The organism is Methylocella sp., assembly GCF_044226135.1.
GTDB lineage: Bacteria > Pseudomonadota > Alphaproteobacteria > Rhizobiales > Beijerinckiaceae > Methylocapsa.
In genome coordinates, this window is sequence record NZ_JBGAHM010000002.1 from 140,280 (window position 1) to 166,460 (window position 26,181).

The 26,181-nt window shown below is 71.0% G+C and carries 23 protein-coding genes and 6 pseudogenes; 22 read left to right on the forward strand and 7 right to left on the reverse strand.

From position 1 onward, the window contains the following. Positions 1–37: 37 nt before the first annotated feature. Positions 38–448, reverse strand: a complete 411-nt coding sequence (locus tag ACILRB_RS01930; RefSeq protein WP_395664617.1) for a DUF2147 domain-containing protein — start codon at positions 446–448, stop codon at positions 38–40. A gap of 630 nt (positions 449–1,078) precedes the next feature. Here ACILRB_RS01930 and ACILRB_RS01935 point away from each other — a divergent pair. From ACILRB_RS01935 to ACILRB_RS01955, 5 genes are all read left to right on the forward strand, one after another. Continuing rightward, on the forward strand, positions 1,079–2,359 hold the full coding sequence (locus tag ACILRB_RS01935; RefSeq protein ID WP_395664618.1) for an imelysin family protein: 1,281 nt from the start codon (positions 1,079–1,081) through the stop codon (positions 2,357–2,359). Between the two features lie 12 nt (positions 2,360–2,371). Then, a complete protein-coding gene (locus ACILRB_RS01940; RefSeq protein WP_395664619.1) occupies positions 2,372–3,865 on the forward strand; it encodes a multicopper oxidase family protein in 1,494 nt (497 codons plus the stop codon). Next, complete coding sequence (locus tag ACILRB_RS01945; RefSeq protein ID WP_395664620.1) at positions 3,862–5,085, forward strand: di-heme oxidoredictase family protein; 1,224 nt, start codon at positions 3,862–3,864, stop codon at positions 5,083–5,085. The genes ACILRB_RS01940 and ACILRB_RS01945 overlap by 4 nt, the downstream gene beginning before the upstream one ends. An 85-nt stretch (positions 5,086–5,170) precedes the next feature. After that, positions 5,171–6,286, forward strand: coding sequence for an imelysin family protein (locus ACILRB_RS01950; protein WP_395664621.1), 1,116 nt, complete (start codon positions 5,171–5,173; stop codon positions 6,284–6,286). A gap of 1 nt (position 6,287) precedes the next feature. Beyond that, positions 6,288–7,421 (forward strand): DUF1513 domain-containing protein, encoded by a 1,134-nt coding sequence (locus ACILRB_RS01955; RefSeq protein ID WP_395664622.1) that lies wholly within the window; start codon positions 6,288–6,290, stop codon positions 7,419–7,421. Between the two features lie 48 nt (positions 7,422–7,469). Here the strand turns inward: ACILRB_RS01955 and ACILRB_RS01960 are convergent, their stop codons facing one another. Beyond that, complete coding sequence (locus tag ACILRB_RS01960; protein ID WP_395664623.1) at positions 7,470–8,867, reverse strand: carbohydrate porin; 1,398 nt, start codon at positions 8,865–8,867, stop codon at positions 7,470–7,472. Between the two features lie 85 nt (positions 8,868–8,952). Between ACILRB_RS01960 and ACILRB_RS01965 the strand changes: the two genes are divergently transcribed. The 4 genes from ACILRB_RS01965 to ACILRB_RS01980 all read left to right on the forward strand — a co-directional run bounded on the left by ACILRB_RS01965 (position 8,953) and on the right by ACILRB_RS01980 (position 13,131). After that, on the forward strand, positions 8,953–9,852 hold the full coding sequence (locus ACILRB_RS01965; RefSeq protein ID WP_395664624.1) for an aldose 1-epimerase family protein: 900 nt from the start codon (positions 8,953–8,955) through the stop codon (positions 9,850–9,852). A 161-nt stretch (positions 9,853–10,013) separates the two neighbouring features. Continuing rightward, entirely contained in the window at positions 10,014–10,976 is a 963-nt protein-coding gene (locus tag ACILRB_RS01970) for a bifunctional 5,10-methylenetetrahydrofolate dehydrogenase/5,10-methenyltetrahydrofolate cyclohydrolase (protein ID WP_395664625.1), read from the forward strand. Positions 10,977–12,104: 1,128 nt separating this feature from the next. Continuing rightward, entirely contained in the window at positions 12,105–12,587 is a 483-nt protein-coding gene (locus ACILRB_RS01975) for a hypothetical protein (RefSeq protein ID WP_395664626.1), read from the forward strand. Between the two features lie 115 nt (positions 12,588–12,702). Then, positions 12,703–13,131, forward strand: coding sequence for an EamA family transporter (locus tag ACILRB_RS01980; protein ID WP_395664654.1), 429 nt, complete (start codon positions 12,703–12,705; stop codon positions 13,129–13,131). A 53-nt stretch (positions 13,132–13,184) separates the two neighbouring features. Here ACILRB_RS01980 and ACILRB_RS01985 read toward each other — a convergent pair whose 3' ends face one another. Next, positions 13,185–13,400, reverse strand: a complete 216-nt coding sequence (locus ACILRB_RS01985) for a DUF2842 domain-containing protein (RefSeq protein ID WP_395664627.1) — start codon at positions 13,398–13,400, stop codon at positions 13,185–13,187. Positions 13,401–13,521: 121 nt separating this feature from the next. Between ACILRB_RS01985 and ACILRB_RS01990 the strand changes: the two genes are divergently transcribed. Next, positions 13,522–14,655, forward strand: a complete 1,134-nt coding sequence (locus tag ACILRB_RS01990; protein ID WP_395664628.1) for a COX15/CtaA family protein — start codon at positions 13,522–13,524, stop codon at positions 14,653–14,655. On the opposite strand, the gene ACILRB_RS01995 is transcribed toward ACILRB_RS01990, so the two are convergent. Together ACILRB_RS01995 and ACILRB_RS02000 are read right to left on the reverse strand one after the other, a co-directional pair. Beyond that, complete coding sequence (locus ACILRB_RS01995; protein WP_395664655.1) at positions 14,631–14,792, reverse strand: CoA-binding protein; 162 nt, start codon at positions 14,790–14,792, stop codon at positions 14,631–14,633. The genes ACILRB_RS01990 and ACILRB_RS01995 overlap by 25 nt on opposite strands. An 89-nt stretch (positions 14,793–14,881) precedes the next feature. Beyond that, a pseudogene (locus ACILRB_RS02000) lies at positions 14,882–15,073 on the reverse strand (CoA-binding protein); the annotation flags it as partial. Positions 15,074–15,281: 208 nt separating this feature from the next. On the opposite strand from ACILRB_RS02000, the pseudogene ACILRB_RS02005 reads away from it, so the two are divergent. The 4 genes and pseudogenes from ACILRB_RS02005 (at position 15,282) to argC (ending at position 17,867) form a co-directional block, all read left to right on the forward strand. Beyond that, a pseudogene (locus ACILRB_RS02005) lies at positions 15,282–15,664 on the forward strand (cupin domain-containing protein). Between the two features lie 328 nt (positions 15,665–15,992). Next, on the forward strand, positions 15,993–16,253 hold the full coding sequence (locus tag ACILRB_RS02010) for an uL13 family ribosomal protein (RefSeq protein WP_395664629.1): 261 nt from the start codon (positions 15,993–15,995) through the stop codon (positions 16,251–16,253). A gap of 113 nt (positions 16,254–16,366) precedes the next feature. Continuing rightward, a pseudogene (gene rpsI, locus ACILRB_RS02015) lies at positions 16,367–16,795 on the forward strand (30S ribosomal protein S9). A gap of 164 nt (positions 16,796–16,959) precedes the next feature. Further along, positions 16,960–17,867, forward strand: a pseudogene (argC, locus tag ACILRB_RS02020) (N-acetyl-gamma-glutamyl-phosphate reductase). Between the two features lie 73 nt (positions 17,868–17,940). Here argC and ACILRB_RS02025 read toward each other — a convergent pair. Next, positions 17,941–18,912 (reverse strand): annotated as a pseudogene (locus ACILRB_RS02025) (NAD(P)H-dependent flavin oxidoreductase); the annotation flags it as partial. 236 nt (positions 18,913–19,148) lie between these two features. Between ACILRB_RS02025 and ACILRB_RS02030 the strand changes: the two are divergent. Next, positions 19,149–19,517: a CDP-archaeol synthase gene (locus tag ACILRB_RS02030; protein ID WP_395664630.1), complete on the forward strand. Its 369-nt coding sequence runs from the start codon at positions 19,149–19,151 to the stop codon at positions 19,515–19,517. After that, positions 19,463–19,636: a hypothetical protein gene (locus ACILRB_RS02035; RefSeq protein WP_395664631.1), complete on the forward strand. Its 174-nt coding sequence runs from the start codon at positions 19,463–19,465 to the stop codon at positions 19,634–19,636. Before ACILRB_RS02030 ends, ACILRB_RS02035 begins: the two co-directional genes overlap by 55 nt. On the opposite strand, the gene ACILRB_RS02040 is transcribed toward ACILRB_RS02035, so the two are convergent. Next, positions 19,630–20,658 carry a metallophosphoesterase gene (locus ACILRB_RS02040; protein WP_395664632.1) on the reverse strand — a complete coding sequence of 343 codons (1,029 nt, stop codon included), beginning with the start codon at positions 20,656–20,658 and terminating at the stop codon, positions 19,630–19,632. The two genes, ACILRB_RS02035 and ACILRB_RS02040, sit on opposite strands and share 7 nt — an antisense overlap. A gap of 173 nt (positions 20,659–20,831) precedes the next feature. On the opposite strand from ACILRB_RS02040, the pseudogene trxA reads away from it, so the two are divergent. From trxA to ACILRB_RS02070, 6 genes and pseudogenes are all read left to right on the forward strand, one after another. Continuing rightward, a pseudogene (gene trxA, locus ACILRB_RS02045) lies at positions 20,832–21,757 on the forward strand (thioredoxin). Between the two features lie 30 nt (positions 21,758–21,787). Continuing rightward, a complete protein-coding gene (locus ACILRB_RS02050) occupies positions 21,788–22,441 on the forward strand; it encodes an LON peptidase substrate-binding domain-containing protein (RefSeq protein WP_395664633.1) in 654 nt (217 codons plus the stop codon). A 74-nt stretch (positions 22,442–22,515) separates the two neighbouring features. Then, complete coding sequence (locus ACILRB_RS02055) at positions 22,516–22,737, forward strand: Trm112 family protein (RefSeq protein ID WP_395664634.1); 222 nt, start codon at positions 22,516–22,518, stop codon at positions 22,735–22,737. Next, a complete protein-coding gene (tesB, locus tag ACILRB_RS02060; protein ID WP_395664635.1) occupies positions 22,727–23,650 on the forward strand; it encodes an acyl-CoA thioesterase II in 924 nt (307 codons plus the stop codon). The genes ACILRB_RS02055 and tesB overlap by 11 nt, the downstream gene beginning before the upstream one ends. Positions 23,651–24,138: 488 nt before the next feature. After that, the gene (locus ACILRB_RS02065; RefSeq protein WP_395664636.1) at positions 24,139–24,477 is read left to right on the forward strand and encodes a P-II family nitrogen regulator; all 339 of its coding nucleotides are present in this window, start codon (positions 24,139–24,141) and stop codon (positions 24,475–24,477) included. Between the two features lie 34 nt (positions 24,478–24,511). Continuing rightward, entirely contained in the window at positions 24,512–26,044 is a 1,533-nt protein-coding gene (locus ACILRB_RS02070; RefSeq protein WP_395664637.1) for an ammonium transporter, read from the forward strand. The last annotated feature ends 137 nt before the right edge of the window (positions 26,045–26,181 follow it).

Genomic DNA, 26,181 nt, shown 5'->3' on the forward strand with positions numbered 1-26,181 from the left:
CGGCTGCGCCTTCAGGCCCGGCCCGACGCCCGAAAGCTCACTTGAGGCGCGACCAGCTCTGTCCGCCGCAGATCACGCCGCCGAGCACGCAGCCCTCGACCTTCAGCGTCTGCTCGCCGCGCATCGAGATATAGCCGTTATATTTGGTTCCGCTGCGCGCGTCGACGATCACGCCCGCCCATTGCTCGCCCGAGGGCTTCATGGAGAGGAGCACGGGGCGCCCGACCATGGCCGGGTCCTTGGCCGTCGCCACCGCGCCGCAGAGCGCGCCGCCGCCGCAGCCGCGGATGCGCACGCTCGCCGAGCCGTCCGCGATGCGCCAGTCGCCGATGGGGTCGGCAAGCGCCGGCGCCGCCGCGAACAGGCCGCAGGCCGCGACGACGGCCGGAAAAAACGCGACGCGGCCCTGCGCGCGAAAGGCCTTAGGTCCGAATCCTGGCAAGGTCATGGGCGATCTCGTGAGGGCAGGTCTGTTGGCGGCGGTCTGTTGGCGGCGGTCTGTTGGGGGCAGGTCTGTTGGGGGCAGGTCTGTTGGGGGCAGGTCTCTTGGGGGCAGGTCTCTTGGGAAAAAGTCTCGGGCCGGCGGCTTTTTGAAAACGGTTGTTGAAAGCGGTTCCTGCGCCGCCTTCCGGCGGCCGCGCCGATCGCGGCCGGCCCGCAGTCCCGGCCCTCGCCAGCGACGACGATAGCGCGCGGGGCGAAGCGCCATGTGCGGGGCCGCACGCGCCGCGCCGCCGCCGCAACGCCCGCGCCAGTGTAGCATAGGGCGCCGGCGCGCAAAGCCCGCCGCGCCGCCGCAGGGCCGGCCCCGCCGCCGCCTGTTCGCCGTCACTTTTTCGTGCGGGCGGCAAATCCGCTTGGAGAGCAACTTGGAAGTCTTCTAGACGCGCCGCCGCGCGCGACGCTCGCCCGCGTCGCGCATGTCGATGTTTTCAAATGCGCTTCAGCCCTATGCGCAAAAAAACTGGAATAGGTCGAGAGTGCGCGCGAAGCCTTGGCGCCGACGCCGCGCGCATTATGGTCCGCGCCGACGGCGTTGACGCGCCGCCTTCTCCAACGTCTTCAAGGATGAACGCCGATGCGCGCGAAATTCCTCATGGGCGCGGCCGTCGGGCTCGTCGGGCTCGCCGGCTCGGCCTTCGCCGACGCGCCGAAGCCGCGCGCCGTGATCGTGCATTACGCCGATCTCGCCAACGCCATGTATGATTCTTCCTATCTCGCCGCGAAGGAGATGCAGGCGGCGGTCGACGCCTTCCTCGCCGCCCCGAGCGCGGCGACGCAAAAAAAGGCGCAGGACGCCTGGAAGGCCGCCCGCGTCTATTACCAGCAGACCGAGGCCTATCGCTTCGGCAACAAGGCCGTCGACGCCTGGGAAGGCAACGTCAACGCCTGGCCGCTCGACGAGGGCCTGATCGATTACGTCGACAGGGCGTCCTATGGCGAGTCGTCCGACGAGAATCCGCTCTACACGGCGAACATCGTCGCCTCGAAGAGCGTGCGCGTCGGCAAGAAGACGATCGACGTCTCGAAGATCACCGGCAAGCTGCTGCATGAGCTGAATTCGGCCGGCGGCGTCGAGGCCAATGTGGCGAGCGGCTGGCACGCGGTGGAGTTTCTGCTGTGGGGCCAGAACCTGCACAAGGAGGGCACGGTCGCGGGCGAGCGCCCCTACACCGACTACGACCTCAAGAACTGCACCCATGACAATTGCGGCCGCCGCGCCGAATTTCTGAAGGTCGCGACCGCGCAGCTCGTCGACGACCTCAAGGAGATGACGGAGTCCTGGGCCCCGAAGGGCGAAGCGCGCGGAGAACTGCTCAAGAAATCCGACAAGCAGGCGCTCGCGGCGATCTTCACCGGCCTCGGCTCGCTCTCCTATGGCGAGCTCGCCGGCGAGCGCATGAAGCTCGGCCTGATGCTGCACGACACCGAAGAAGCGCATGACTGCTTCTCGAACAACACCCAGAACGCCCATTATTATGACGAGATCGGCATCCGCGACGTCTATTACGGACGCTTCACGAAGCCCGACGGCGCCGAAGTGACCGGCCCCTCGGTCGCCGACCTCGTGCGCGCCGCGGACCCCAAGATCGCCGACGAGATCGACGCCAAGTCGAACGCGGCGCTCGCCGCCCTGAAGGCGCTGAAGGACACGGCCGATTCGGGCGAGATCCTCTACGACCGCATGCTGGCCGAGGGCAACGCCAAGGGCGCCAAGCTGATCCAGGACGGCGTCGACGCGCTCGTCGCCCAGGCCCACGCCATCGAGCGCGGCGTGGCGGCGCTGAAGCTGCAGGTCAAGGTCGAGGGCTCGCAAAGCCTCGACAATCCCTCGGCCGTCGGCAAGAAGAAGTCCTGAGGGAGCGGGCCCATGATCTCGCGGCGCGGCCTTCTTGCGGGAACGGCGGCTCTTGGCGCGGGGGCGGCGCTCGGCGCCGTCGCCGCGCCCGCGCTGGCGCGCATGGCCAGCGGCGCGGCGGCCGCGGACGGGCTCGCCCCTGACGCGCCGACGCGGCGGCTGTCGCTCTTTGCGGGCGAGATGGACGCGCCCCTGCTCGGGCCGGGCAAGCCCCTGACGAAGCGTTTCTGCGCCTATAACGGAACGCCGCTCATGAGCTGGCGCGCGCCCCAGGGGACGCGCCTGCTCGTCGATTTCGAGAACCGCCTGCCGTCCGCGACCACCGTCCACTGGCACGGGATCCGCACGCAGAACGCCTTCGACGGCGTCGCGCCGCTGACCCAGAAGGCGACGCCGGCCGGCGGGACCTTTCATTATGAAGTGCCGCTCCTCGACGCGGGCTTCTATTTCATCCACCCCCATTGCGACGAGACCGGCCAGGTCGGGCGCGGCCTCGCCGGCCTGCTCATCGTCGACGACCCGAAAGAGACCGCCGTCTTCGACCTCGAACATGTGGTCGTGGTCAAGGACTGGCGCCTTGGCGAAGACGGCCAGTGGCTCGCGCCGATGTCGACCGACGACGGCGCCTCGACCGCCGGCACCTTCGGCACGGTGCGCGCGACCAACGCCTCGACGACGCCCGCCCGCGTCGAGGCCCCGGCCCATGGCGACGTGCGCGTGCGCCTGCTCGTCGCCGATTCGACGCGGATCATCGACTTCGGCTCCGACGCCAAAGACATGGCGCTGATCGCCTGCGACGGCCATGCGCTGCCGCCGGTCCATTTCGACGACCTGCCTGACGGGGTCTGGCGCATGGGCCCGGCGATGCGCGTCGACGCGCATCTGCGCATGCCGGGCCCCGGCGAGGAGGCGAAGCTCTACGACTACCGCAGCGCCGAGCCCTATCTGCTCGCGACCTTCGTCGGGGTGGAGGCCGGACAGAAAGCGGCGCGCCCCTTCAGGCCGCAGGCGCTGCGCCCCTGCGCGGCGCCGCAGGCCGATCTCGCCCATGCGCGCACATTCGACTTCACGGTGCAGACGGCGGCCGGCCCGACGACGCTCGCCCCGCCCCTGCCCGACGACGATCCGCTGGCCAAGGCGCTCGTCTCGTCCTTCTGCGTCGGCGCGAAAACCTTCTGGGCGATCAACCGCACCTCATGGGCCGCCGGCGACGACCTGCGCCTGCCGCCGCCGCTGGCGCGGCTCAACGACGGCGAAAGCTGCGTCTTCTCGATGTTCAACGCCACCAAGCACGCCCATCCGATGCATCTGCACGGGCATGTGTTCAAGGTGCTGTCCTCGAACAGGAAGCCGAAGCTGCCGCATTTTTACGGCGACACGGTGCTCGTCGAGCCGAACGAGACGGTCGAGATCGCCTTCCGCGCCGCGCGCGGCGACTGGGTGTTCCACTGCCATATCCTTGAACATATGGACACGGGCATGATGGGCTGGCTTGAAATCGCATGAGACGCGCGGCCCGCCTCGCGCCGGCCTGCGCGCTGCTCATCGGCCTTGGCGGCGCGGGCGCGGGCGCGGATTCGGGGCTCGACCTGAAGATCGGCGCGGCTTTGTTCAAGCGCGCCTGGGCGCCGGCGCCGGCCTCGACCCGGGCCGACGACGGGCTCGGGCCGCTCTATGACGCGCGCTCCTGCGCCTCCTGCCACCCGGGCGCAGGCCGGGCCGCCGCCCGCTTCGATCCTGACGGGACGGCGAGCGGACGCGGGCTGGTCCTCGTGATCGCGCGAGCCGACGGCGCGCCCGACCCGGTCTATGGCCGCCGCCTCCAGATCGACGCCGTCCCGGGCCTTGCGCCCGAAGGAATCGTCGCCGTCGCCGACACGACGCTTCCGGACGGGCGGCGCGCCCGCGCGCCTCAGGCGCGCGACCTCGCCTATGGCCCGCTCGACCCGCAAAGCCGCCTGTCGCTGCGCGTCGCGCCTGACCTGCGCGGGCGCGGCGCGCTCGAAGCCGTCTCCGACGCCGCCCTCCTCGCCGTCGCGGCCGAGCAGGCGCGAGCGGGCGGGCCGGTGCGCGGAACGGCGCGCCGCGTCGTCCTGCCCGACGGGCGGACCGTCGTCGGGCGCTATGGCTGGAAGGCCGGAGAGCCCGACGTCGCGGGCCAGACGGCCGAGGCCTTTTCGCTCGACCTCGGCCTTTCGACACGCCTGCGCCCCGAGCCCTGGGGCGACTGCACGGCGCGCGAGCCCGCCTGCCGCGCCGCGCCCCATGGCGGGCGCAGCCCGCTTTCGGGCGGCGTCGAAATCTCCGACCCGATTTTTTCGCGCGTCGTGGCCTATGTGACCTCCCTGCCCGCGCCCGAAGGGCCGGCGCGGGACCCGGCCGGCGAGAAGATTTTCGCGCAGACGGGCTGCGCGCAATGCCACCGCCCGCGCCTGCCGGGAGCCGACGCCGCGCTGTTCACCGACGCGCTGCTGCACGACATGGGCGAGGGCCTCGCCGGCGCGCCCGAGCCCGGCGCCTCGGCCGCGCAATGGCGCACCGCCCCGCTCGCCGGCCTCTCCGACGCGCTTTCGCGCGAGACCGGCCTGCTGCATGACGGGCGCGCGCGCACGCTCGACGAAGCGGTCGCCTGGCATGGCGGCGAGGGCGCGCAAAGCGCCGCCCGCTTCAGCGCGCTGACCCCGGCGCAGCGCGCGGCGCTTTCCGCCTATCTGTCGAAGCTTTAGAAGCTTGAGCGCGAAGGCCGCCTTTTTGCGCCGAGGCGTCTAACATGGGGCGCAAATCCCCGAACCGGAGCGTTGCGAGCCCGCCATGACAAAAGCCCCAAGCCCCCGCGCCGCGACGTTTTTCGCGCCACGCCGCGTCGCCCTTGCAGCCTTTATTCCGCCGATTCTGGCCGCGGCGCTCCTCGCCCAGGGGGCGCGGGCCGCGCCAAAACTCGATCCGGCGCCGCTCGTCGTGGAGTGGCTCATGCCGCGCTACGACACGCTCGCCGCCGCCGCCGCCGACCAGAAAAAGGCGTGGGCGCAATTTTGCGGGCGGACCGAGCCCGCCTCGCTCGACACGCTGAAGAGCGCCTTCATCGTGACCGCGAACGCCTGGAACGCGGTCGAATTCGTCACCTTCGGCCCGGCCGCCCGGTCGCTGCGCGCCGACCGTTTCAGCTTCTTCCCCGACCGGCGCAACGCGGTCGCGCGCGGGCTCGCCGACCTCGTCGCCGATCCGAGCCCCGACCGGCTGGAGCCGCAGCGCTTCGCGGCCCTGAGCGCCGCCGTGCAGGGCCTGCCGGCGCTGGAGCGGCTGCTGTTCGACGAAAAAGCCGCCGCCGCGCTGGCCGCGGGGCCCGAATCGAAGCGCCGCTGCGCGATCGGGCAGGCCGTCGCCGGCAATCTCGCCACGATCGCGTCCGAGATCAGATCGGTCTGGGGCGACCGCACGCAGGGCCTCGTCGCCGACCTCGCCGCCAAAAAGGGCGATCCCGACTACTTCCCCGACCCCGACGCCCTGCCCGGCATGATCCTGACCGATCTCGCCGGCGCCTATCAGCGCGTCGACGACCAGAAGATCGCCCCCGTGATGGGCGATTCGGCCGACGAGGCGAAGCCGCTCGCGGCCGACGGCTGGCGCGCCGGGCGCTCGGGCCAGGTCGTCGTCAACATGATCGAAAGCGCCGACGCGCTCCTGCGCGAGGCGGCGTTGCAGACGCCGGACCCCGCGCGCCGCAGCCTCGCGCTCGCCGCCGACGCCGCCGACGCCGCGGCGAAGCGCTTCCCGCTCGATCTCGGCGCCGCCGCAAAGACCGCGGAGGGGCGGGCCGACGTCGCCGCCGCCGTCAAGGCGTTCAAGGCGGCGCAGACCGCGGTCGTCAACACGCTCGCGCCGAGCCTCGACGTCACGCTCGGCTTCAACGCGCTCGACGGAGACTGACATGGACCCCGAGCGGCCCGCGCGCGCGGCCCTTGACCGGCGCGGCTTTCTGGCCGGGGCGGGCGCCGCGCTCGCCAGCCTTGCGGCCGGCCCCTTCGCCGCCGCTCTCGCGGAAAGTCCGGACGCGCCGCGCTTTCTGGCGGCGGCGGGCGAAGGCGAGGGCTACGCCGCCCTCGTCCTCGACGCCGGGCTCAAACCGCAGGCGCGCGCCGCCTCGGCCCAGCGGCTGCACGGCTTCGACGCGCAGGGCGGGCGCGCCGTCGCCGTCGGGCGCAGGCCGGGCCATGTCGCGCTCGTGCTCGACCCGCTCACCGGCCGGGGCCTCGGCGATTTCGCGCCCGCCCCGGGCCGCGTGTTCTCCGGCCACGGGCGTTTCTCGCCCGACGGAACGGTCTTTCTCGCCAATGAGATCGAGCGCCCCGAGGGCGGGCGCGGCATGGGCCGCGGCACGGTCAGCCTGCGCCGCCCCGACGCCGGCTTCGCGATCGAGGCCGAATGGCCGAGCGGCGGCGACGGGCCGCACGACCTGTTCTTCGCGCCCTTTGGCCTCGTCGTGGCGAACGGCGGGATCGAGCCCAACACGCCCGAGGCGAAAGACGCCGAACGCGCCGGATCGAGCCTCGCCGTGCTCGACCCGCAAACCGGCGCGGCGCGCGCCGAGGGGCGGCTCGCCGAGCCGCTCGCCAGCCTGTCGCTGCGCCATCTCGCGCTGTCACGCGAGGGCGCGCTCGCGGTCGCGGCGCAGGACCTGCTCGCCGACGGCGAGGCGCGGCCGCTCCTGTTCCGGGTTTCGGCCGCGGGCGCGCTCACGGCCTTCGAGGCGCCGGACGCCGAATGGCGGGCGCTGCGCGGCTATGTCGGCTCGCTCGCCTATGACCGGTCCGGCCGCTATCTCGCCTGCGCCTCGCCGCGCGGCGGGCGCGTCAGCGTGTTTCGCGCCGAGGGCCGGTTCGTCGGCGCCGTCCCGCTCGCCGACGGCTGCGCCCTCGCGCCCGCCGGCGCGCCGGGCCGCTTCGTCGCCGGCGGCGGCTATGGGCAGACGCTGCTCATCGGCGTCGAGGACGAGCGCGTCGGCGTGCTGGCGCGCGGCGCCGGCGGCCCGCGCTTCGACAATCACTTTCTGGCGCTGCGCTGAACCTGCGCGTTCTGGCGCTGCGCTGATTCTGGCGCCGCGCCGGGCCGTTCAGAACGAAAGCTGCGCGCGCAGGCCGAACACGAGCGCGTTCGGCAGCCTGAGCCCCAGCCCATCCTCCTGCGGCGCCGCCGCGCCCGGATGGATCACATAGGTCGCCACCGGCAGAATGTTGAAGCCCGGCGCGATCAGCGCGTTATAGACCGCCTCCAGCATGATTTCGTCGCGCCGCCCGTAGAGACTGCGCGCGGCCGCGGCCTCGTCGCGGCCGCGCGCGGCGGCCGAAATCTCGGTGTAGGCGAGGGCGACGCCGAAATCATCGTCGGGGCGGCCGGGGACGAGCCCCGAGGTCACGACGCCGGCGTCGGCGTAAAAGCTGACTTCGTTGCGGTCGGAGGGCGCCGTGAAGACGCGGGCGAACACGCCGACGCCCTTCTTGAAGTCGGGGTCGTTCGGCTTTCTCCAGAGCATCTGGTCGATCACGCCGTAAAAGCCCCAGTCGCCGTCGAGCATCCGCGGCGCGCCGCTTTCGGACAGCGCGAGAAGCCCGCCCGCGGCGTCGAAGCGCTGGTCCTCGAACGCGCCGAAATGGCGCCAGCCGCCGAATTTGATCCGCCCCGCAGGCGCGGGCGCGTCGGCGCTCTGGTTATAGGCGTAGGCGGCTTCGGCCATCACGAACGGCGGCCCGTGCAGACCGAAGCGCGAGCCGCGCGGCGCGAAATCATAGGGTTCGCCGTCAAAACCCGCCCCGGTCGGGTCGCCGTTGAACACGGCGCCCATCAGCGTCAGCCCTTCGATCGGGCGCAGCAGGAGCCGCGCGGCGGGCGTGGCGTAAGGGTAGGTCGGGCCGCCGCTCGGCAGGTCGGCCGCCATCAGCGTCGCCCAGCCGAAGGTGGCGTTGGTGAACAGGCCGTCGAATTCGGAGGTCGAGAATTCGCTGTCGGCGGCGAGCTGGCCGACGCGCAGCGAGGCGAGGCCGTTAAACAGGCTCTGCTCGGCCCAGAACTCGAACAGGAGCAGGGCGGGATGGGCCGAGACGTTGGAGACGGCGGCGAAATTATAGACCGCGCCGTCGGTCGCGCCCTGCCCGGCGATGGCGAAGCCGTTGGCGTGGAAGCTCGCGCCCCTGAGGCCCGCGAGCGTTTCGAGATCGACGAAGACGCCGGCCTCGACGCGCTGGTCGTAGAAGGCGGCGCGGCGCGCCCCGCCCGCGGCGACGCCAAAAACTTCGCCGATATAGGCGCCGTAGAAATTGACGCCATGGCCGCACAAAAAGGTCTTGAGGTCGGAAAGGCCCGGAACGGCGACGCTCGACAGGATCGAGGGCGGCCCCGCGCAGACGTCGGCGGGCGCGGCGCGCGCGCCGCTCCCGCCCGCCGCAGCCGCGGCGAGCGCCAGGATGGCGCAGACGAACGATCCCGCGCGCCGACGGCGCGCCTTCTGGCGCATGGCGCACGCCCCGCCGCCGCGCCCATTGTCGCGGCGCGGCTCAAGCCTTATTGAAACGCGCATAGCGCCTCCGCGCGACGATTCCATGACGCCCCACCCAACCGAACCCGACGCAATCCTGCTCGAAGCCGGCGCGGCGCGCGCCAGCGTGAGCCGGCGCGGCGCGGAGCTGACGCGCTGGCGCGTCGGGACGGCCGAGCTTTTGTGGACGAAGGACCCGTCCGTCTGGGACGCGACGGCGCCGATTCTCTTTCCCGTCGTCGGCCGGGCGGCGGGCGGCGAGATCCGCGTCGCCGGGAAGGCCTATCCGATGGGCGTCCACGGCTTCGCCGCTGCGGCGGCGTTCACGGCGAAACGGCTCGGCCCCGCCGGCGTGAGGCTCACGCTCGAAAGCTCCGACGACACGCTGGCGTGCTACCCGTTCCGCTTCGCGCTGCATGTCTCCTACAGGCTGGCGGCGCGAAGCCTTTCGGCCGAGATCGAGGTCGAAAACCGCGGCGACGGCCCCATGCCCTACGCCTGCGGCCTGCATCCCGGCCTGCGCTGGCCTTTCGCGGGCGGCGCGCCCCAGGACTATGGAATCGAATTTGCGACGGCCGAGTCCCCGTTCGTGCCCGAGATTTCGGGCGAGGGGCTGTTTCGCCCCGCGCTGCGCCCGGTCCCGCTCGAGGATGGGCGCCGCCTCGCGCTCGCGCCGGAGCTTTTTGCGGCCGAGGCGCTGTGTTTTCTCGGCGCGAACAGCGCGAGCCTGCGCTTTCTTGGCCCCGGCGGCGCGGCGCTGGGCCTCTCGACCTCGGGATTCGATCATGTCGCGCTGTGGTCGCGCGGCGGCGCGCCCTTTTTATGCGTCGAAAGCTGGACCGGCCATGGCGACCCCGTGGGCTTTGCGGGCGACCTGTTGGAAAAGCCCTCCATGCGTCTTCTGCCGCCGGGGGGCCGCGCCCGCCATGCGGCGGCCTACGCCTATGAGCCGCCCGGCGCCTGAGGTCCGGCCGCGGCCGCGCGAAAAATTCGTCCTCGACAAATTCATCTTGGCGGCGGCCAAAATAATTTTGGTGTTCGCCGGGGGCGCGGCGGACTATTTTCCCCTCGCCGCCGAGACGGCGCCCCGAACGCGCGCCGCGCAAAAACAAACTGGAGGATCCCATGTCCGTCGCAGAGCTGCCGACGACCGCAACCGAAACCGGGGTTCTGCGCTCCTCCTCGGGCAAGGCCCTCCTGATCGACGGCAAGCGCGGCTCCGACGAAGTGCTGGCCGAGATCGCCGAAAAGGTGAAGAAGCTCGACGGCAAGGTGCAGCCGGGCCTTGCGGTCATTCTCGTCGGCGCGGACCCGGCGAGCCAGGTCTATGTCGGCGCCAAGGGCAAGGCGGCGAAGGCCGTCGGCTTCCATTCGGTGCAGCACGACCTGCCGGCCGAGGCGACCGAGGAGGAGATCCTCGCCGTCATCCACAAGCTCAACGCCGACCCGAAGATCCATGGCATCCTGCTGCAGCTGCCGCTGCCGGGCGGGCGCGACGCGACCCACATCATCGAGAGCATCGCGCCCGAAAAGGACGTCGACGGCCTGCATCCGATGAATTCGGGCCTGCTCGCCATCGGCGACGTCAAGCGCGCCCTCATCCCCTGCACCCCGGCGGGCAGCATGATCCTGCTCGAAAAGGCCGCCGCCGCGCTGAACTTCAAGCTTTCGGGCGCGGAAGCCGTGGTCGTCGGCCGCTCGAACCTCGTCGGCAAGCCGATCGCCCAGCTCCTGCTCGGCCAGAACGCCACCGTGACCATCGCCCATTCGCGCACCAGGGACCTGCCCGAAGTGGTGCGCCGCGCCGACGTGCTGATCGCCGCCGTCGGCCGCCCCGAGATGATCCGCGGCGACTGGATCAAGCCCGGCGCCATCGTCATCGACGTCGGCATCAACCGCGTGCCGAACACGAACCCCGACGCCAAGAGCAAGACCCGCCTCGTCGGCGACGTCGCCTTCGCCGAATGCCTCGACAATGCGGCGGCGATCACGCCGGTGCCGGGCGGCGTCGGCCCGATGACCATCGCCATGCTGATGAGCAACACGCTCAAGGCGGCGATGAACAGCGTCGGCCTGACCGAAAGCTGATCTCCTCCGCGTCGTGACCCCCCGGCTCGGGCCTCCGGCGACATCCGCCGGAGGTTTTTTCATGCGGCGCCGACGGGCGTCCCATAAGGCGAAGCTCGCGCTCCACAGGCTGTGAAGAGCGCATTAACCACTCCGAAACCATAAAGGGCGTCTCCTGAATTCGTGAATTTGGGAGCCGCCGATGCAAGAGCGCGAATTGTCCAAGCCCGCCTCGGTCGGGCCTGCGCGCGCCGCCCGCCTGCGCCTCGCGGGCCCGGCGTTCGGGCTCGCGGCCCTGTGCGGCGTGCTGGCGCTCGGCTGCGGCGCGCTGTTCGTCGCGGCGGGCGCGGCCTATCCGGCGCAATATCGCGCCGAGACGCGGGTCTTCGTCGCGGCCCCGGCGGGCTCGCAGGCGCCGCTCGACCAGGCGGCGGCGATGATGCTCTCGCGCGACATCGCCCGCGACGCGCTCTCGGGCCTCGGCGCCTGGGGCCGGCCCGAATTCGCCCGCAATGACTCGGAGGTCGCGCGCGCTCGAAACGCTCGCGCGCTCGACCCCGACCGCGACGCGCGCAGAGCGCGCGCTCACGGCCTTCGCGGCGCGCCTGTCCGTCGCCGCGCTGCTGCGCGAGCGCCAGCTTCTGGTCGGTTTCCGCGCCGAGGACGCCGATTTCGCGCGGGCCGCAAACCCGTCGCCGCCCTGTTCCCTCGCGGCGCGCGCCGACGCCGAGCGCGCCGCGGCCGCGGCCGACGCCGAGACGCCCGACCTTGCGCCGTCGGCCGCACCCGCGGGCGCGGCGAGCGATCGTCGTCCCGGCCGTCCCGCCCGCCCATGCGCTCGCGCCGGATTCTGGGCTCGCGTTCGGCGCGGCGGGGCTTTCGCCGCCGCGCTCGCCGCGCTCGGCGGTCGGCGCGGCGCGGGCTGGGACAGCGCGCCCGGAGCGCCGCCCGCTCGGCTCGAAGGCGCGATCCTGCAAACCCCATGGCTTCGTCTCGGCGCGGCTCGGCGCTGGGAGACCTGGCGAGGCGGCCGCGGCGCGCAACGCCCGCGCCCTCGAAGACGCCGCGGCGCGCATCCTGAAGCGGCGCGGGCCGGGCCGGCGCGCATCTTCGCGGCCATTTTGGCGTGGGCGCGGTTTTGGCGCGAGCGTGCCGCGCGGCTCGACGTGGCCCTGGCGCTGGCGCGGCGCCTGTCCGCCGAGGGCCGCTCGATCCTGGTCGACCTCGGCGAGCTGTCGCCTGCGGGTTTCCAGGCGCGGCGCGGGCGACGCGCCGGGCCTCGCCGAGCTCATCGCCCATGAGGCGCGCTTCGAGGAGGCGATCCGGCGCGACGGCGAGTCGCGCCTGCATATGGTCTCGCGCGGGGCGGCGCCGCTGCCGGTCGAGGCGCTCGCGGCCGGCGCCGAGCTTTCGATCGTGCTCGACGCGCTCGCCGGCGCCTATGACTTCATCTGGGTCAAGGCCGGCGTCCCCGCCGAGGACGAGCTGTTCCGGGCGCTCGCGGCCGAGGCCGATCTCGTCGTGCTCGCCGCCGCCCCCGGCGAGCCGAGGGCCGAATCCGCCGCGCGGCCAGGCTTCGGCTGGCGCGCCCGCGACGTTCTGGTGATCGGCTCGGCGCGGCGCGCAGCCTGAGCCTCGCGCGGTCGAGCCGCCAGAAACGGCGTGGCAGGAGGCGAAGCGCGGCGAAGCCGGCTCAGGCGCGCCGTGGACGTGATGATGGTAGTCGGTGAAATTGAAGCAGTGCGACATGGGCGCTTCGCGGCTGGTTTCGCCAGCCCTGCTTTCCGCTGTCTTTGCGGCGCTCACCGCCATTTTCGCCAAGCTCGGCGTTCAGGGGGTCGATTCCGATCTCGCCACTTTGATCAGGACAGCGATCATCCTCGTCGTGCTGTCCGCGTTCGTGGCCTGCGCGGGGAAATGGACGAACCCCCTGACTCTGTCGCCCGGAACCTGGCTTTTCCTCGGGCTGTCCGGCCCGGCGCGTATGCCAGCGGTGCGCTACTTCCGCAGGCTCAAGATCGGCGACGCGTCCAAAGTCGCGCCCGTGGACAAGTTCAGCCTCGTGCTGACGGCGGCGTTCGCTTTCACCTTTCTGGGCGAACGTCCCTCGCTCAGGGAATGGTCCGGAATCGCGATGATCGCCTGCGGCGTCGTGGCGCTGGCTTTCAGGCGATGACCGGCGGGACGCGCCTTTGCGGCGGCTCCCGGACTGGCGCGCGGGCGCCATGATCACCCCTGCGAATCAGGCTTCTGCATCCAGCGGATCAGCGGCATCAGCGGAAACACCCAGATCAGCCCCAGCAGCGCGTAGCACAGCACCTGCACGCCCGACGAGGCCTCCTGGATCGGCCGCGCCTGCGCCAGCGCCATGGCGACCAGCGCATAGATGGGCACGAAGGCCAGCATGACCATCGCGCCGATGAATTTCCGCACCCGCATCCGCATGATGAGCCGCGCTCTCCCCGTCTCCGCCGCGCCGTTAAATCCCGCCCGGCGTCGGGGCGCAAGCGGGCTTGAGATTTCGCCCCGTCTGTGGGAGGCCAGAGCGCCTCTCAGGAAACCGCCGATGGTCTGGGTTTACGATCCTCCCGCAGCCGTCGTTCCGGCCTTCGCCGCGCGCCGGAACAACGCCGTCGCGGCCTGGCTCTGGAGCCTCGCCGCGCTCGTCTTTCTCATGGTGCTCGTCGGCGGCGCGACCAGGCTCATGGAGAAAATACGCAGCAATGGAGGTACGCTGACCGGCGTGGTCCCGCCGCTCTCGCAGGCGGAGTGGCTCGCCGAATTCGAAAATTACAAGCAGATCCCGCAATATGCGCAGGTCTTTCCCGACATGACGCTGGCGGGCTTCAAAATCGTCTATTTCTTTGAATGGGCCCACCGCCTGCTCGGCCGGCTGATCGGGGCGGCCCTCGCCCTGCCGCTGGTGATCTTCTGGCTGCGCGGCGACCTCTCCGCGCGGCTGAAGCCGCAGCTTCTCGGCCTGCTCGCGCTCGGCGGCCTGCAGGGCTTCGTCGGCTGGTGGATGGTGAAATCGGGGCTCACGCTGCACACCGAGGTGGCGCAGGAGCGCCTCGCCGTTCATCTGCTGCTCGCCAGCGCAAGCTTCGTGTGGATCCTTTGGCTCGCGGCCGGCGAGACGCGGCGCCTGCGCGCGCCGATCCTCGCGCCGGCGCGGCGGCGCGCGCTGCTCGCCTTCTCGCTCGGCCTGCTCGCGCTCCTGTTTGTGCAGATCGGCTTCGGCGCGCTGGTCGCGGGGCTCAGGGCCGGGCGCGTCTACATGAGCTGGCCCCTGATGGAGGGCCGCTGCCTGCCGCCCGCCGACGAGATCTGGCGGCTTTCACCCGCATGGGCGAACCATTTCGACAATCCGATGACCGCGCAGCTCCAGCACCGGCTGCTCGCCTACGCCCTGCTGCTCGCGCTGGCCCAGGCGCTCTACGCCTATGTGAAGCTCGGCGACGATCCGGCGACCCGGCGGGCGATCGTGCTGGCGCTGCTCGTGTTCGCGCAGATGGCGCTCGCTGGCATCGACGCTGCTCGCCGTCCCGGCCTCCAAGGGCCTGGCGCACCGTGCGCTGGGCTTGACCGCAGCTGGCCGCCGCCGCGCTCGGCGCCGAGGCGGTTTGCGCGCGAGGGGGCGCGAAGACCTGAGGCGCGGCCCGGCCGGAGCGGGGCTCAGCCGAGCCCGAGCCGGCCATAATCGATCTTGGGGCAGCGGTCCATCACGGACCGTGACGCCCTGCGCCCGGCCAGCGCGGCGGCCGGCTCGTTGACGACGCCGATCTGCATCCAGATCGTCTTCGGGCGCCAGGGCAGGGCGAGCGCCTCGTTGACGATTTCGCCCGCCGCCGCCGAATTGCGTGGAGGTCGTCGACTGTCACCGGGGCCGGCAGGTCGGCGAGCTTCGCCACGACCGGCGCGCCGAGAATCTCGCGCCCGGCGAGGCCCGGATTGACGCCCGTGACCGCAAAGCCGCGCGACAGCAGAAAGGCCATGACCTCATAGGACGGGCGGTCCGGATTGTCTGACACGCCGACGAGCGCGATGCTGCGCGCGCCGCGCAAAATGGCGCGGAGCTCGTCGTCACGCGCGCCGGCGGCCAAAACCTCGTTCGTCATGTGCGTCTCCGTTCGCGCCTTTATCTCAATGCGCGAGGCCGCGCGCGGTTGCGCTTGGGCGGGAACAGGCGAACCCTGCGCGCGGGCCGCCTTGGGCGCGGCCGATCCTATCGCGAAAGCTCCGTCATGACCAAAGACGCCATTTCAGGGGACGCCGCGTCCGACAGGCCGGCGCGGACGAAAATTCTCCGCTTCCGCGCGCTTCGACCTGCTTGCGCTCGCGCGCGGCTTCCCGGCGAGCGCCGACACGCTGCTGCTCGACCGCTACCTGACCAATGAGCCGGGATCGAGCGCCCGCGTGTTCAGGGTCTATCGCGGCACGCCGGCGCATTACCACGAGGGCTCCGACGAATATCTTTACGTGCTCAGCGGGCGCGGGACCTTCTGGATGAACGACCCCGCGGACCTGCGCGAATTCCGCCCCGGCGACCTCCTGTTCTTCCGGCGCCGGATCGTTCACGCCTGCCTGACATGTGCGCGGAGCCGACTGCCTTCTTGGTCGACGCGCCGCGCCGCGACCCGAAGGACATCGTCTTCGTCGATCCGAAGGACGGGACCCCGGAGAGCTTCATCGGCCGGGCGTATTGCTGAGGGTCAGTGATACCTTGAGCTTTTTGCGACGGCGCGGAAACGCCTTTTTCGGCTTCGCGCTTCGACGGCGCGCGCGGGCCGGGCTAAGAGCCGCGCTCGCGCCGCCGGATCGCCCCTGTTTCCCTTCGGGAGACCTTGGCCTGCCCGCCGGCGGACAACGCCAGGAAACGATCATCGCAATGTTCGGCAAGACTTCCATTCCGCGAAGCCCGCGACATCGAGAAGAAATGGTTCTGATCGACGCCTCTGGCCTCGTCGTCGGGCCGGCTCGGGGCTCGCTCATCGCCCTCCAGCCTTCGCGGCGCAGCACAAGCCCACCACGCCCCATATGGACGACGGCGACAACATCGTCGTCATCAACGCCGAGAAGGTGGCGTTCACCGGCCGCAAGCGCGACCAGAAGGTGTATTTCCACCACACCGGCTATCCGGGCGGCATCAAGGAGCGCTCGGCGAAGTTCATCCTCGACGGCCGCTTCCCCGAGCGCGTGATCGAGAAGGCGGTGGAGCGCAGGTCCCGGCGGCCGCCTGCTCGGCCGCGGCAGATGGGCAATCTGCGCGTCTATGGCGGGCTCGCAGCATCCGCATGAGGCGCAGCAGTCGAGCTGCTCGACGTCGCGAGCCTCAACAAGAAGAACGCGAGGACGATCTTGACCATGGCCGAGACTTCTCTTCGCCCAGGGGACTTCAAGCCGCGACCGCCCTGCCGCAGCAGGAAGGCCCGGTTTACGTCCAGCAGCTCGACGCGCAGTGGCCGCGCCTACGCCACGGGTAGCGCAGCGGACGCTGTCGCCCGCGTGTTCTGGACAAGCTTCCGCCCCGGGCAAGATCGTCAACGGCCGCCTCGGTCGAGACCTATTTCGCCCGCCTGCGTTGCGCACATGACTCGCCCAGCCGCTCGGCGTCGCCGGCCGCGCGAACAGTACGACCTGATCGTCACGGTCGCCTGGCGGCCTTCGGCCGTGCCGGCGCGGTGCGCCACGGCCTCGCCAAGGCGCTCGTGGCGTTTGAGCCCGACCTGCGCCCGATCCTCAAGAAGGAAGGCTTCCTGACCCGCGACTCGCGCGTCGTCGAGCGCAAGAAATACGGCAAGAAGAAAGCCCGCCGCAGCTTCCAGTTCTCGAAGCGCTGAGCGTCTTCTTACCGACGAGATCAAGGCGGCCCAGGCCGCCTTTTTTTCTTTGCGCCGGTTTTTGGCTGGCGCGCGGCGCGAAAAAGACGCGTCTTCGCCGCCCTGTCGCAAAATCATGCCGTCATCCCCATAAAGGGCGAGGGCGCCCCGGAGCGAATGAGGCCATGCAGGGAAAGATCTTCATCGACGGCGAGGCCGGCACCACCGGCCTTGGCATCAAGCAGCGCCTTTCCGCCGAACCCGGCGTCGAGCTGAAAAGCCTGCCGTCCGAACAGCGCAAGGATCCCGCCGCCAAGGCCGCGCTCCTGCGCGAGATCGACGTCGCCATCCTGTGCCTGCCCGACGACGCCGCCAAGGAGACCGTCGCGCTCGTCGAGTCGCTGGGCGAGGCCGGCCCGCGCCTGCTCGACGCCTCGACCGCGCATCGCACCGCGCCCGGCTGGACCTATGGCTTCCCGGAGCTTCGCGCCGGGCAGGCCGAGGCCGTGGCGCGCGCGAAAAAGGTCTCCAATCCCGGCTGCTACGCGACGGGCGCGATCGCGCTTGCGCCTGGCTGATCGACGCCGGTTCATTTCGCTCGATTTCCGCCTCTCGATCAACGCGGTCTCGGGCTACAAGCGGCGGCAAGGCGATGATCGCCGAGCATGACGCCGGCACGGCGCCGGCCTTTGAAATCTACGCGCTCGGCCTCAACCACAAGCATATTCCCGAGATCGAGGCCTACGCCATGCTGACGCGTCGGCCGATCTTCGTGCCCTCGGTCGGCAGCTTCGCGCAAGGGATGCTGGTGTCGATCCCGCTGTTCCTCGACGCGCTGCCGGGCAAGCCGAAAGCCGCCGACCTCGAGGCCGCGCTCAAGGCGCATTACGCCGGCCAGACTTATGTGCGCGTGATCCCGGAGCTCGACCCCGGCCGGATCGAACCCGAAAAGCTCAACGGCACCAATGAGCTCGAACTCGTCGTCTTCGCCAATGAGGCGCGCCGGCAGGCGGTCCTGACGGCGCGGCTCGACAATCTCGGCAAGGGCGCGTCCGGCGCGGCGATGCAGAATCCGGCGCTGATGCTTCGCTAACCTCTTGCGGCCGCAAGCTCGGCCGCGAAGGCGCTACGAAGCTCGCCGCCGGCAGGGGCGCGAGCTTCGCGCCCTGCCCGGCCCATTGCGCGCCAAACCCCGTTTCGCCCGCGGCCTTCGCCGCGGCGTTGAGCGCCTTGCCGGCGTCATAGGCCATGGGATAGGCCGGACTCTCGTCAGGCCGAACCGCCTCGCCGAGCATGGTGAAGGCGTTTTCGAGGCAGCGCGCCGGGCGCCCCGAAATGACCCGCGTCAGGCGCGTGCGGCGCGGCCCCGCAAGCAGCGCCGCGCGATAGGCGGCGTCGGCGGCGGATTCCGGGCAGGCGACGAAAGCCGTGCCGAGCTGCGCCGCCTCGGCCCCGAGCGCCAGGGCCGCGGCGATCCCCGCCCCGTCCATGATCCCGCCCGCGGCGACGACCGGAATGTCGAGGGCGCGCGCAAGCAGGCGCGTCAGCGGAAGGACGCCGAGCCCTTCGTCGGGCGCGTTTTCGTCGAACACGCCGCGATGGCCGCCGGCCTCGATCCCCTGCGCGACCACGGCGTCGGCCCCGGCCGCCTGCGCGGCGAGCGCTTCCTCAAGACAGGTCGCGCTGGCGACAAGAAGGGCGCCCGCGCCTTTCAGCGCGGCGATCTTCTGCGGCTGCGGCAGGCCGAAATGGACGCTGACGACGGCGGGCTTTTCTTCGAGCAGCATCGCCAGCATGGCGTCGTCGTCGCGGAAGCTTCGATAGATCTCGCCGAGGCTTTCGGGCGGCTTCGCGCCGAAGCGGGCGAATTCGGGCGCGAGCCGGTCGAGCCAGGCCGCCTCGCGCGCCGCGTCGCGCGGGCCTTTCGCGTGGCAGAACAGATTGACGTTGAAGGGACGCGCGGAGAGCGCCTTCGTCTCGCGGATCATGTTTCGCGCGGCGGCGGCGCTCGCCGCGCCAAGCCCGAGCGAACCGAGCGCGCCGGCGTTCGAGACGGCGGCGGCGAGCGCCGGCGTCGAGACGCCGGCCATCGGGGCCTGAACGATGGGCGAAGCAAGCCCCAGTCTTTCGGCGAACATGGCGAATCCTCCGGCGATTTTCCGCTCGCGGCCGTTCCCGGGGCCAGAGGCGCGGCCCCGCCCGCGGGCGCGCCGTGTTTTACGACGCAGGGCTAAAAAGCGGCAGGCTTTTCGCCGGGCGCCGCGCAAAACGTCTTTTTGGGGAAACCGCCGCGCTCAAGCGGCGGCCGCCTGGAACCTTCGTCGCCGTCGCGCCGTTTTCCATGCGGGCGCCGTCGCGCCCCGGACCATGAGCCATGAACTGGGCCGCGATCGCGCAGGGCCTCACGCTCGTCTTTCTCGCCAATGGCGCGCCGCTGCTCGCGGCCCGCCTGCTCGGGCCCGTCGGCGCCTATCCGATCGACTTCCATCTCAAATTCGCCGACGGCGCGCGCGTCCTTGGCGCGTCCAAGACCTTTCGCGGCGTCGGCGCGAGCCTTGTGGCGACGACGCTGGCCGCCCTCGCCATGGGGCTTCCCTGGCACGCCGGCGCGCTCGCCGCCGCCGGGGCGATGGCCGGGGACGCGTTTTCGAGCCTGTCAAGCGGCGCCTCCAGGTGCTCCCCGCAGGCATGGCGCCTCCGCGTCGACCAGGCCCCGTTTTCCGGGTCCCGCTGCTTCTGCTGAAAGGCGAGCTCGGCCTTCGCCTCGTCGACGTCGCCGTCGCCGTGCTGCTGTTCTGGATCGGCGCGCTGCTGCTGTCGCGCACGCTCTATGCGCTCAAGCTGCGCGAGCGGCCCTACTGAGCGTTTTCGCGCGCCGGACCTTCGTCGCGACGCAGAACATGCAGCGTGACCTCGGGCGGGCAGTTGAGGCGCACGGGCAGCACGCTCGACCCGGCGCCGACGGAGGTGTAGCCGCTCATGCCGCAATAGCGCCACGCCCCCGCGCCGAAGCGGCGCGGCAGGCTGGAGTCGAGCGTGACCGGAATCCCCCCGGGCAGGCAGATCTGGCCGCCGTGGGTGTGGCCGCTCAGGATGGCGTCGAAGCCCGCATGGGCCGCCTGGCGGTAGATCTCGGGCGTATGCGACAAAAGGATCGAAAACGCCTCGACCGGAATGTCGGCGGCGGCCTTCTCGATGTTGTCGACGCGGAAGAAATGGGCGTCGTCGACGCCGGCGAGGTGGATTTCGGCCCCCCCGCGCGCGAGGCGGACCGATTCGTTGAGCAGCATGACGACGCCCATGTCCTCGAGCGCCGGCGTCATCCTGACCGTGTCGTGGTTGCCGAGCACGCCATAGATCGGCCGCCTGAGGCTCGCCACGACGGTCTCCATGCCTTCGAGCGCCGCCCTGAAGCCGCCGAAGGTGCGGGCGCGGTAGTCGCCGGTCATGACGCAGAGGTCATAGTCGAGGCCGGCGACGATTTCGCGCAGCCGCGCCATCGCCGCGCCGCTCATTTCGACGTGAAGATCGGACAGGTGCAGCAGCGTGAAGCCGTCGAAGTCCGCGGGCAGGCGCGCCGACCTGATCTCGTTGCGGCGCACGACGAGCCGCGCGGCGTTGCGCCGCCCGCGCCCCCACAGCCCGCAGGCGGTGAGCGCGAGGCGCATCATGGCGTGGACCGAATACCAGTTCTCGACATGGAAGAAATTGAGCCCCTGGCCGAACGCCTGGGCCTCGTGCTCGGCCTCGATGCCGACGCGCTGGCGGGCGTGGACCTCGCCGAGGCGGCGCGCGAGGCGCAGGGCGACGGCCGTCTCGTCCGACCCGTCGAGGGGCCGGGCCGCCGGGGCCGGCGCGGCGGCCGGGTCGAAAGGTCTGGACAAGCGGAGCGCCTTGAGGGATGCGTCGTGGCCGGTCGGGAAGCGCCCGAGATTCGGCGCGCGGCGGCGAGGGTTTGGCTCAGGGTTGCGGTGCGGGCGTCTTGGCTCCATTTTGGCGTCGAAGCGCGGCCGCCGCAAGGATCCGCGTCGGGGATCGACGCCAGGGAGAAACGGGAATGGCGGAACTCTACGGCTTGAGCCCAAAGGAAGCCAGGCCGGGCGCGGAGGCGGGCGAGGACGCGGGCCTCGTCAAGACCGCGACGACCGCGAGCTTCGGCGCCGACGTCGTCGCCGAATCCGCGCGCCAGCCGGTGCTGGTCGATTTCTGGGCGCCCTGGTGCGGCCCCTGCAAGCAGCTCGGCCCCTTGCTTGAAAAAGTCGTGAAGTCGGCCGGCGGCAAGGTCAAGCTCGTCAAGATGAACATCGACGAGCATCCCGAGATCGCGGCGCGGCTCGGCGTGCGCTCGATTCCGGCGGTGATCGCCTTCCAGCGCGCCCAGCCGGTCGACGGCTTCATGGGCGCCCTGCCCGAATCCGAGCTGCGCGGCTTCATTGAGCGCCTCGTCGGCCCGCTCGGCGCCGACGACCCGCACGCCGAAGCCGAGGCGCTCGTCGCCGAGGGCGACGTCGTCGCCGCCGCCGAGATCTACGCCGGCCTGCTCGCCGAGGACGCGGGCGACCTTGACGCGCTGTCGGGCCTCGCCCGGCTCCAGATCGACGCCGGCGACCTCGTCGAGGCGCGCGGGCTTTGTCGCCGGCGCCGGCCGGCTGCGCCGAGAAGAACCCCAGGATCGCGGCCGCGCTCGCCGCGCTCGAACTCGCCGAGCAGGCCGGCGCGCTCGGCGACCTCGCCGACCTCAGGCGCCGCTTCGAGACCGACGCGAACGACCATCAGGCGCGCTTCGACTATGCGCTCGGCCTCGCCGCCGCGGGGCTGCGCGAGGAGGCGGCGCTGGCGCTGCTCGACCTCATCCGGCGCGACCGCGCCTGGAACGACGACGGCGCGCGCAGGCAGCTGCTGCAGTTCTTCGAGGCCTGGGGGCCGGCGGACCCGGCGACCGTCTCGGCCCGCAAGAAACTGTCGGCGGCGCTGTTTGCGTGAGCGCGGCGGCCAAGCCCAGGGAATGACCCGATGAGCAGCAACCGAGTCTATGAAGGCGCGCAGGACATGCCGGCCGCGCTGCCGCTCTTTCCGCTGGTCAAGGCGCTGCTGCTGCCGCGCGGCGAGCTGCCGCTCAACGTGTTCGAGCCGCGCTATCTCGCCATGATCGACGACGCGCTGAAGGGCGAGCGGCTGATCGGCATGATCCAGCCCGACCTCGAGAAGGGCGACGCGCTGTTTCACGTCGGCTGCGCCGGCCGCCTGACCCAGTTCGCCGAAACGGGCGACGGGCGCTATCTCGTGACCCTGACCGGCGTCGCGCGCTTCCGCCTGCTGCGCGAGCTCGACGCCGGGACCCCCTACCGCCAGGCCGAAGTCGATTACGCGCCCTTCGGCGTCGATTTTATCGCGCGGGCTGGAGAAGATCTCGTCGACCGCGAGGGGCTGCTGTCGACGCTGCGCAGCTTCGCCAGCACCAACGGCCTCCAGCTCGACTGGGACAGCATCGACGAAGCCCCCAACGAGGCGCTGGTCAACGCGCTCTCCATGATGAGCCCGTTCGGCGTGCGCGAGAAACAGGCGCTGCTCGAGGCGGCCGACCTCAAGGGCCGCGCCGACGTGCTCGTCGCCATCACCGAAATCGAGCTCGCCCGCGGCGGCGAGGCCAAGACCACGCTGCAATGACGCCGCCGCCACCGCCTCTGCTTCACCGACCCCGCCGCACCGACCCTGCCGTACTGACCGCGCGAGAAAAACTCATGACCGAAGCGAAGGACCAGCCCCGCGGGCCGGACGCCGACGAGCCCGGGCGCGTCGACCCGCGCCTGCTCGAAATCCTCGTCTGCCCGCTGACCAAGACGACGCTCGACTATGACGCGGCGCGCGGCGAACTCGTCTCGCGCGCGGCGCGGCTCGCCTATCCGATCCGCGACGGCGTGCCGGTCATGCTGCCCGAGGAAGCCCGCCCGCTTGACGACTGACGGCGAGGCCCCGCGCGAAAATCCCGATCTCGTCGCGGCCTCGAGCGCGGCGCTGCCGACGCTGCTGCGCCTGCTCGACGTCGAGGAGATCGATTCGGGCCTGTTCCGCGCCGAGGCGCTGAAGGCCGGCCAGCGCATCTATGGCGGCCTCGTCGTGGCCCAGGCCCTCGTCGCCGCCGAGCGCACGGTCGAGGCCCGCGTCCCCCATTCGCTGCACGGCTATTTCCTGCTTCCGGGCGATCCTTACGCGCCGATCGTCTATGAGGTCGAGACGCTGCGCGACGGCGGCAGCTTCTCGACCCGCCGCTGCCGCGCGACGCAGCACGGCAAGGTGATTTTTACGCTCGCGGCCTCGTTCCAGATCGAGGAGGACGGGCCGGAGCATGCGGCCGCGCCGCCGCCCGCGCCCGACCCCGACACGCTGCCCGGCGAGGCCGAGCTCGCGCGCCGTTTCGCCGCGGTGCTCGGCGAGCCGCTGCGGCGCTATCTCGAAAGCCCGCGCCCGGTCGAGATGCGCCCGGCCGACCCCGAGGCCTATTTCCGCCGCGCCGAGGGCGCGGCGGCGACGCAGGCGATCTGGATGCGCGCGGCGGGCCGGCTGCCCGACGACCCGCGGGTCCACCGCGCCCTGCTCGCCTACATGTCGGACCTGACCCTGATCGACACCGCGCTGCTGCCGCATGGACGCATGGTCGTCGCCTGCGACCTGCAGCTCGCGAGCCTCGACCACGCGCTCTGGATGCACCGGCCGTTCCGCGCCGACGAATGGCTGCTCTACGCGCAGGAGAGCCCGACCGCCGGCGGCGCGCGCGGGCTGACGCGCGGCCATGTCTTTTCGCGCGACGGACGGCTCGTGGCCTCGAGCATGCAGGAAGGGCTGATGCGTCCTTCGCGGCAGGCCGGCCGGCGCTGACTCAACGCCCCCGCAAAACGCGCCGTCCGGCGCGCCGTTTCGCCTGATTCGACGTCCGCCGGACCGCGAGCGGGGCGAAAACGCGTGAAGATCGGCCGAATTCTTCACGCGTCGCGACCAGGCCGAAAGACGCGGCGAGCGACGCCCCTTCGCCGGCCTGTCTTTCTTTGCCTTTTTTTTCGGCGCCGCCTGCCTATCGACGCGGCGCTCGCGCGCCAATATGCGCGCTGGCGCGGCGGTTTCGCCCCGGTCGGCGCGGCGGAGCGGGAGACCGGCCAAAGCCGCCGCGCGCGGCCCGCGGCCACGACGCAGCTAGAACATGACAAATCCTCGTGTTCGCGCGTAAAAAGAGCGCCCCAGGCCGTATGAGGCCCGCGGTTTGCTAAGCAGCGCCCGGCGAAGACGCGCATCAGGAGCGTTCGACCCGCAAGCGAGGCGTCCGCGGGCGCTTTTACGGCTTTCGGACAGACGCAAACGGGAAAAACCACATGAAAATCGTTGCCGCGATCATAAAGCCGTTCAAGCTCGACGAGGTTCGCGACGCGCTGACCAGCGTCGGCGTACATGGAATGACGGTGACCGAGGTCAAGGGCTACGGCCGGCAGAAGGGCCATACCGAGATCTATCGCGGCGCCGAATATGCGGTGAGCTTCCTGCCGAAGCTCAAGATCGAAGTCGCGGTTCCGCCGGACCTCGTCGGACCGACCGTCGAGGCGATCGGCGCCGCGGCCCGCACCGGCCAGATCGGCGACGGCAAGATCTTCGTGTCGAGCCTCGACCAGGCCATCCGCATCCGCACCGGCGAACGCGATCTCGACGCTCTGTGAGTCGCGAATCTTTCAGCCTTTGAGGGAGAATAGAATGAAGTTTGCGTTTCCACCGCCGCTGCGCGCGGTCGGATTAGGGCTGCTGCTTGCGGGAGCGGCGGCCGGCGCCGCCCTGGCGCAGGACGCCGCCCTGGCCAAGGACGCCGTCGCCGCGGCGCCGGTGCCGCAGAAGGGCGACGTGGCGTGGATGCTCACCTCCGCCGCGCTCGTGCTGTTCATGTCGGTGCCGGGCCTCGCCCTGTTCTACGGCGGCCTCGTCCGCTCGAAGAACATGGTCTCGGTGCTGTCGCAGGTCTTCGCCATCGTCGCCCTCGTCGCCGTCATCTGGGTCGTCTACGGCTACTCCTTCGCCTTCACCGAAGGCGGAAGCGGCGCGGTCCCCGTGCTCGGCGCCAACTGGAACGCCTTCGTCGGCGGCTTCGACCGCCTGTTCCTCAAGGGCGTCGACGCGAACTCGACCGTCGGGACCTTCTCGAACGGCGTGGTCATCCCCGAGCTCGTCTTCATCGCCTTCCAGATGACCTTCGCCTGCATCACGCCGGCGCTGATCATCGGCTCCTTCGCCGAGCGCATCAAATTCTCCTCGCTGCTCGTCTTCACCTTCCTCTGGGTCACGCTGATCTACTTCCCGATGGCCCACGCCGTCTGGTACTGGGCCGGCCCTGACGCGGTCGCCGAAGCCGCCAAGGCGCTCGCCGCCGCCACGACCGAAGCCGCCAAGGCCGAGGCCCAGGCCCATCTCGACGCCGTCAACGCCAACGCCGGCTATCTCTTCCAGCTCGGCGCGCTCGACTTCGCCGGCGGCACCGTCGTCCACATCAACGCCGGCATCGCCGGCCTCGTCGGCGCGCTCGTCATCGGCAAGCGCATCGGCTTCCCGCGCGAGGTCGGCCCGCCCCATTCGGTGACGATGTCGATGATCGGCGCCGCCATCCTGTGGGTCGGCTGGTTCGGCTTCAACGCCGGCTCCGCCCTCGAAGCCACCGGGGCCACCGCGCTCGCCTTCGTCAACACCTTCGTGGCGACGGCGGCGGCGACCCTCTCCTGGGCCTTCGTCGAATGGGCCGTGCGCGGCAAGCCCTCGCTGCTCGGCATCATCTCGGGCGCGGTCGCGGGCCTCGTCGCCATCACCCCGGCGGCCGGCTTCGCCGGGCCGATGGGCTCGGTCGTCCTCGGCTTCGTCGTCGGCGCGATCTGCTTCTTCTTCGTCGACTATGTGAAGAAGTGGTTCGGCTATGACGATTCGCTCGACGTCTTCGGCGTGCACTGCGTCGGCGGCATCGTCGGCGCCATCGCCACCGGCGTCCTCGTCGCCCCCTCCCTCGGCGGCGTCGGCCTCGTCGACTATTCGCTCGTCCCCGGCACGGCGGCGCCGGCCGAATATGTCATGAGCGCGCAGGTCCTGAAGCAGTTCAAGGCCGTGGCCTTCACCCTGATCTTCTCGGGCGTCGGCTCCTTCATCCTCTACAAGCTCGTCGACCTCGTCTTCGGCCTCAGGGTCTCGAAGGAAGCCGAGATGGAAGGCCTCGACATCACCTCGCACGGCGAGCGCGCCTACAACATGTAAGCGCAGCCTCCTTGCGAGACCGCCATCGGCCGCCGGGCTTCGCCCGGCGGCTTTTTTATTCTTCCTGCGGACTTGGCCCGGCGGCTTTTTTATTCTTCCTGCGGACTTCGCCCGGCGGCTTTTTTTGTTTTTCCTGC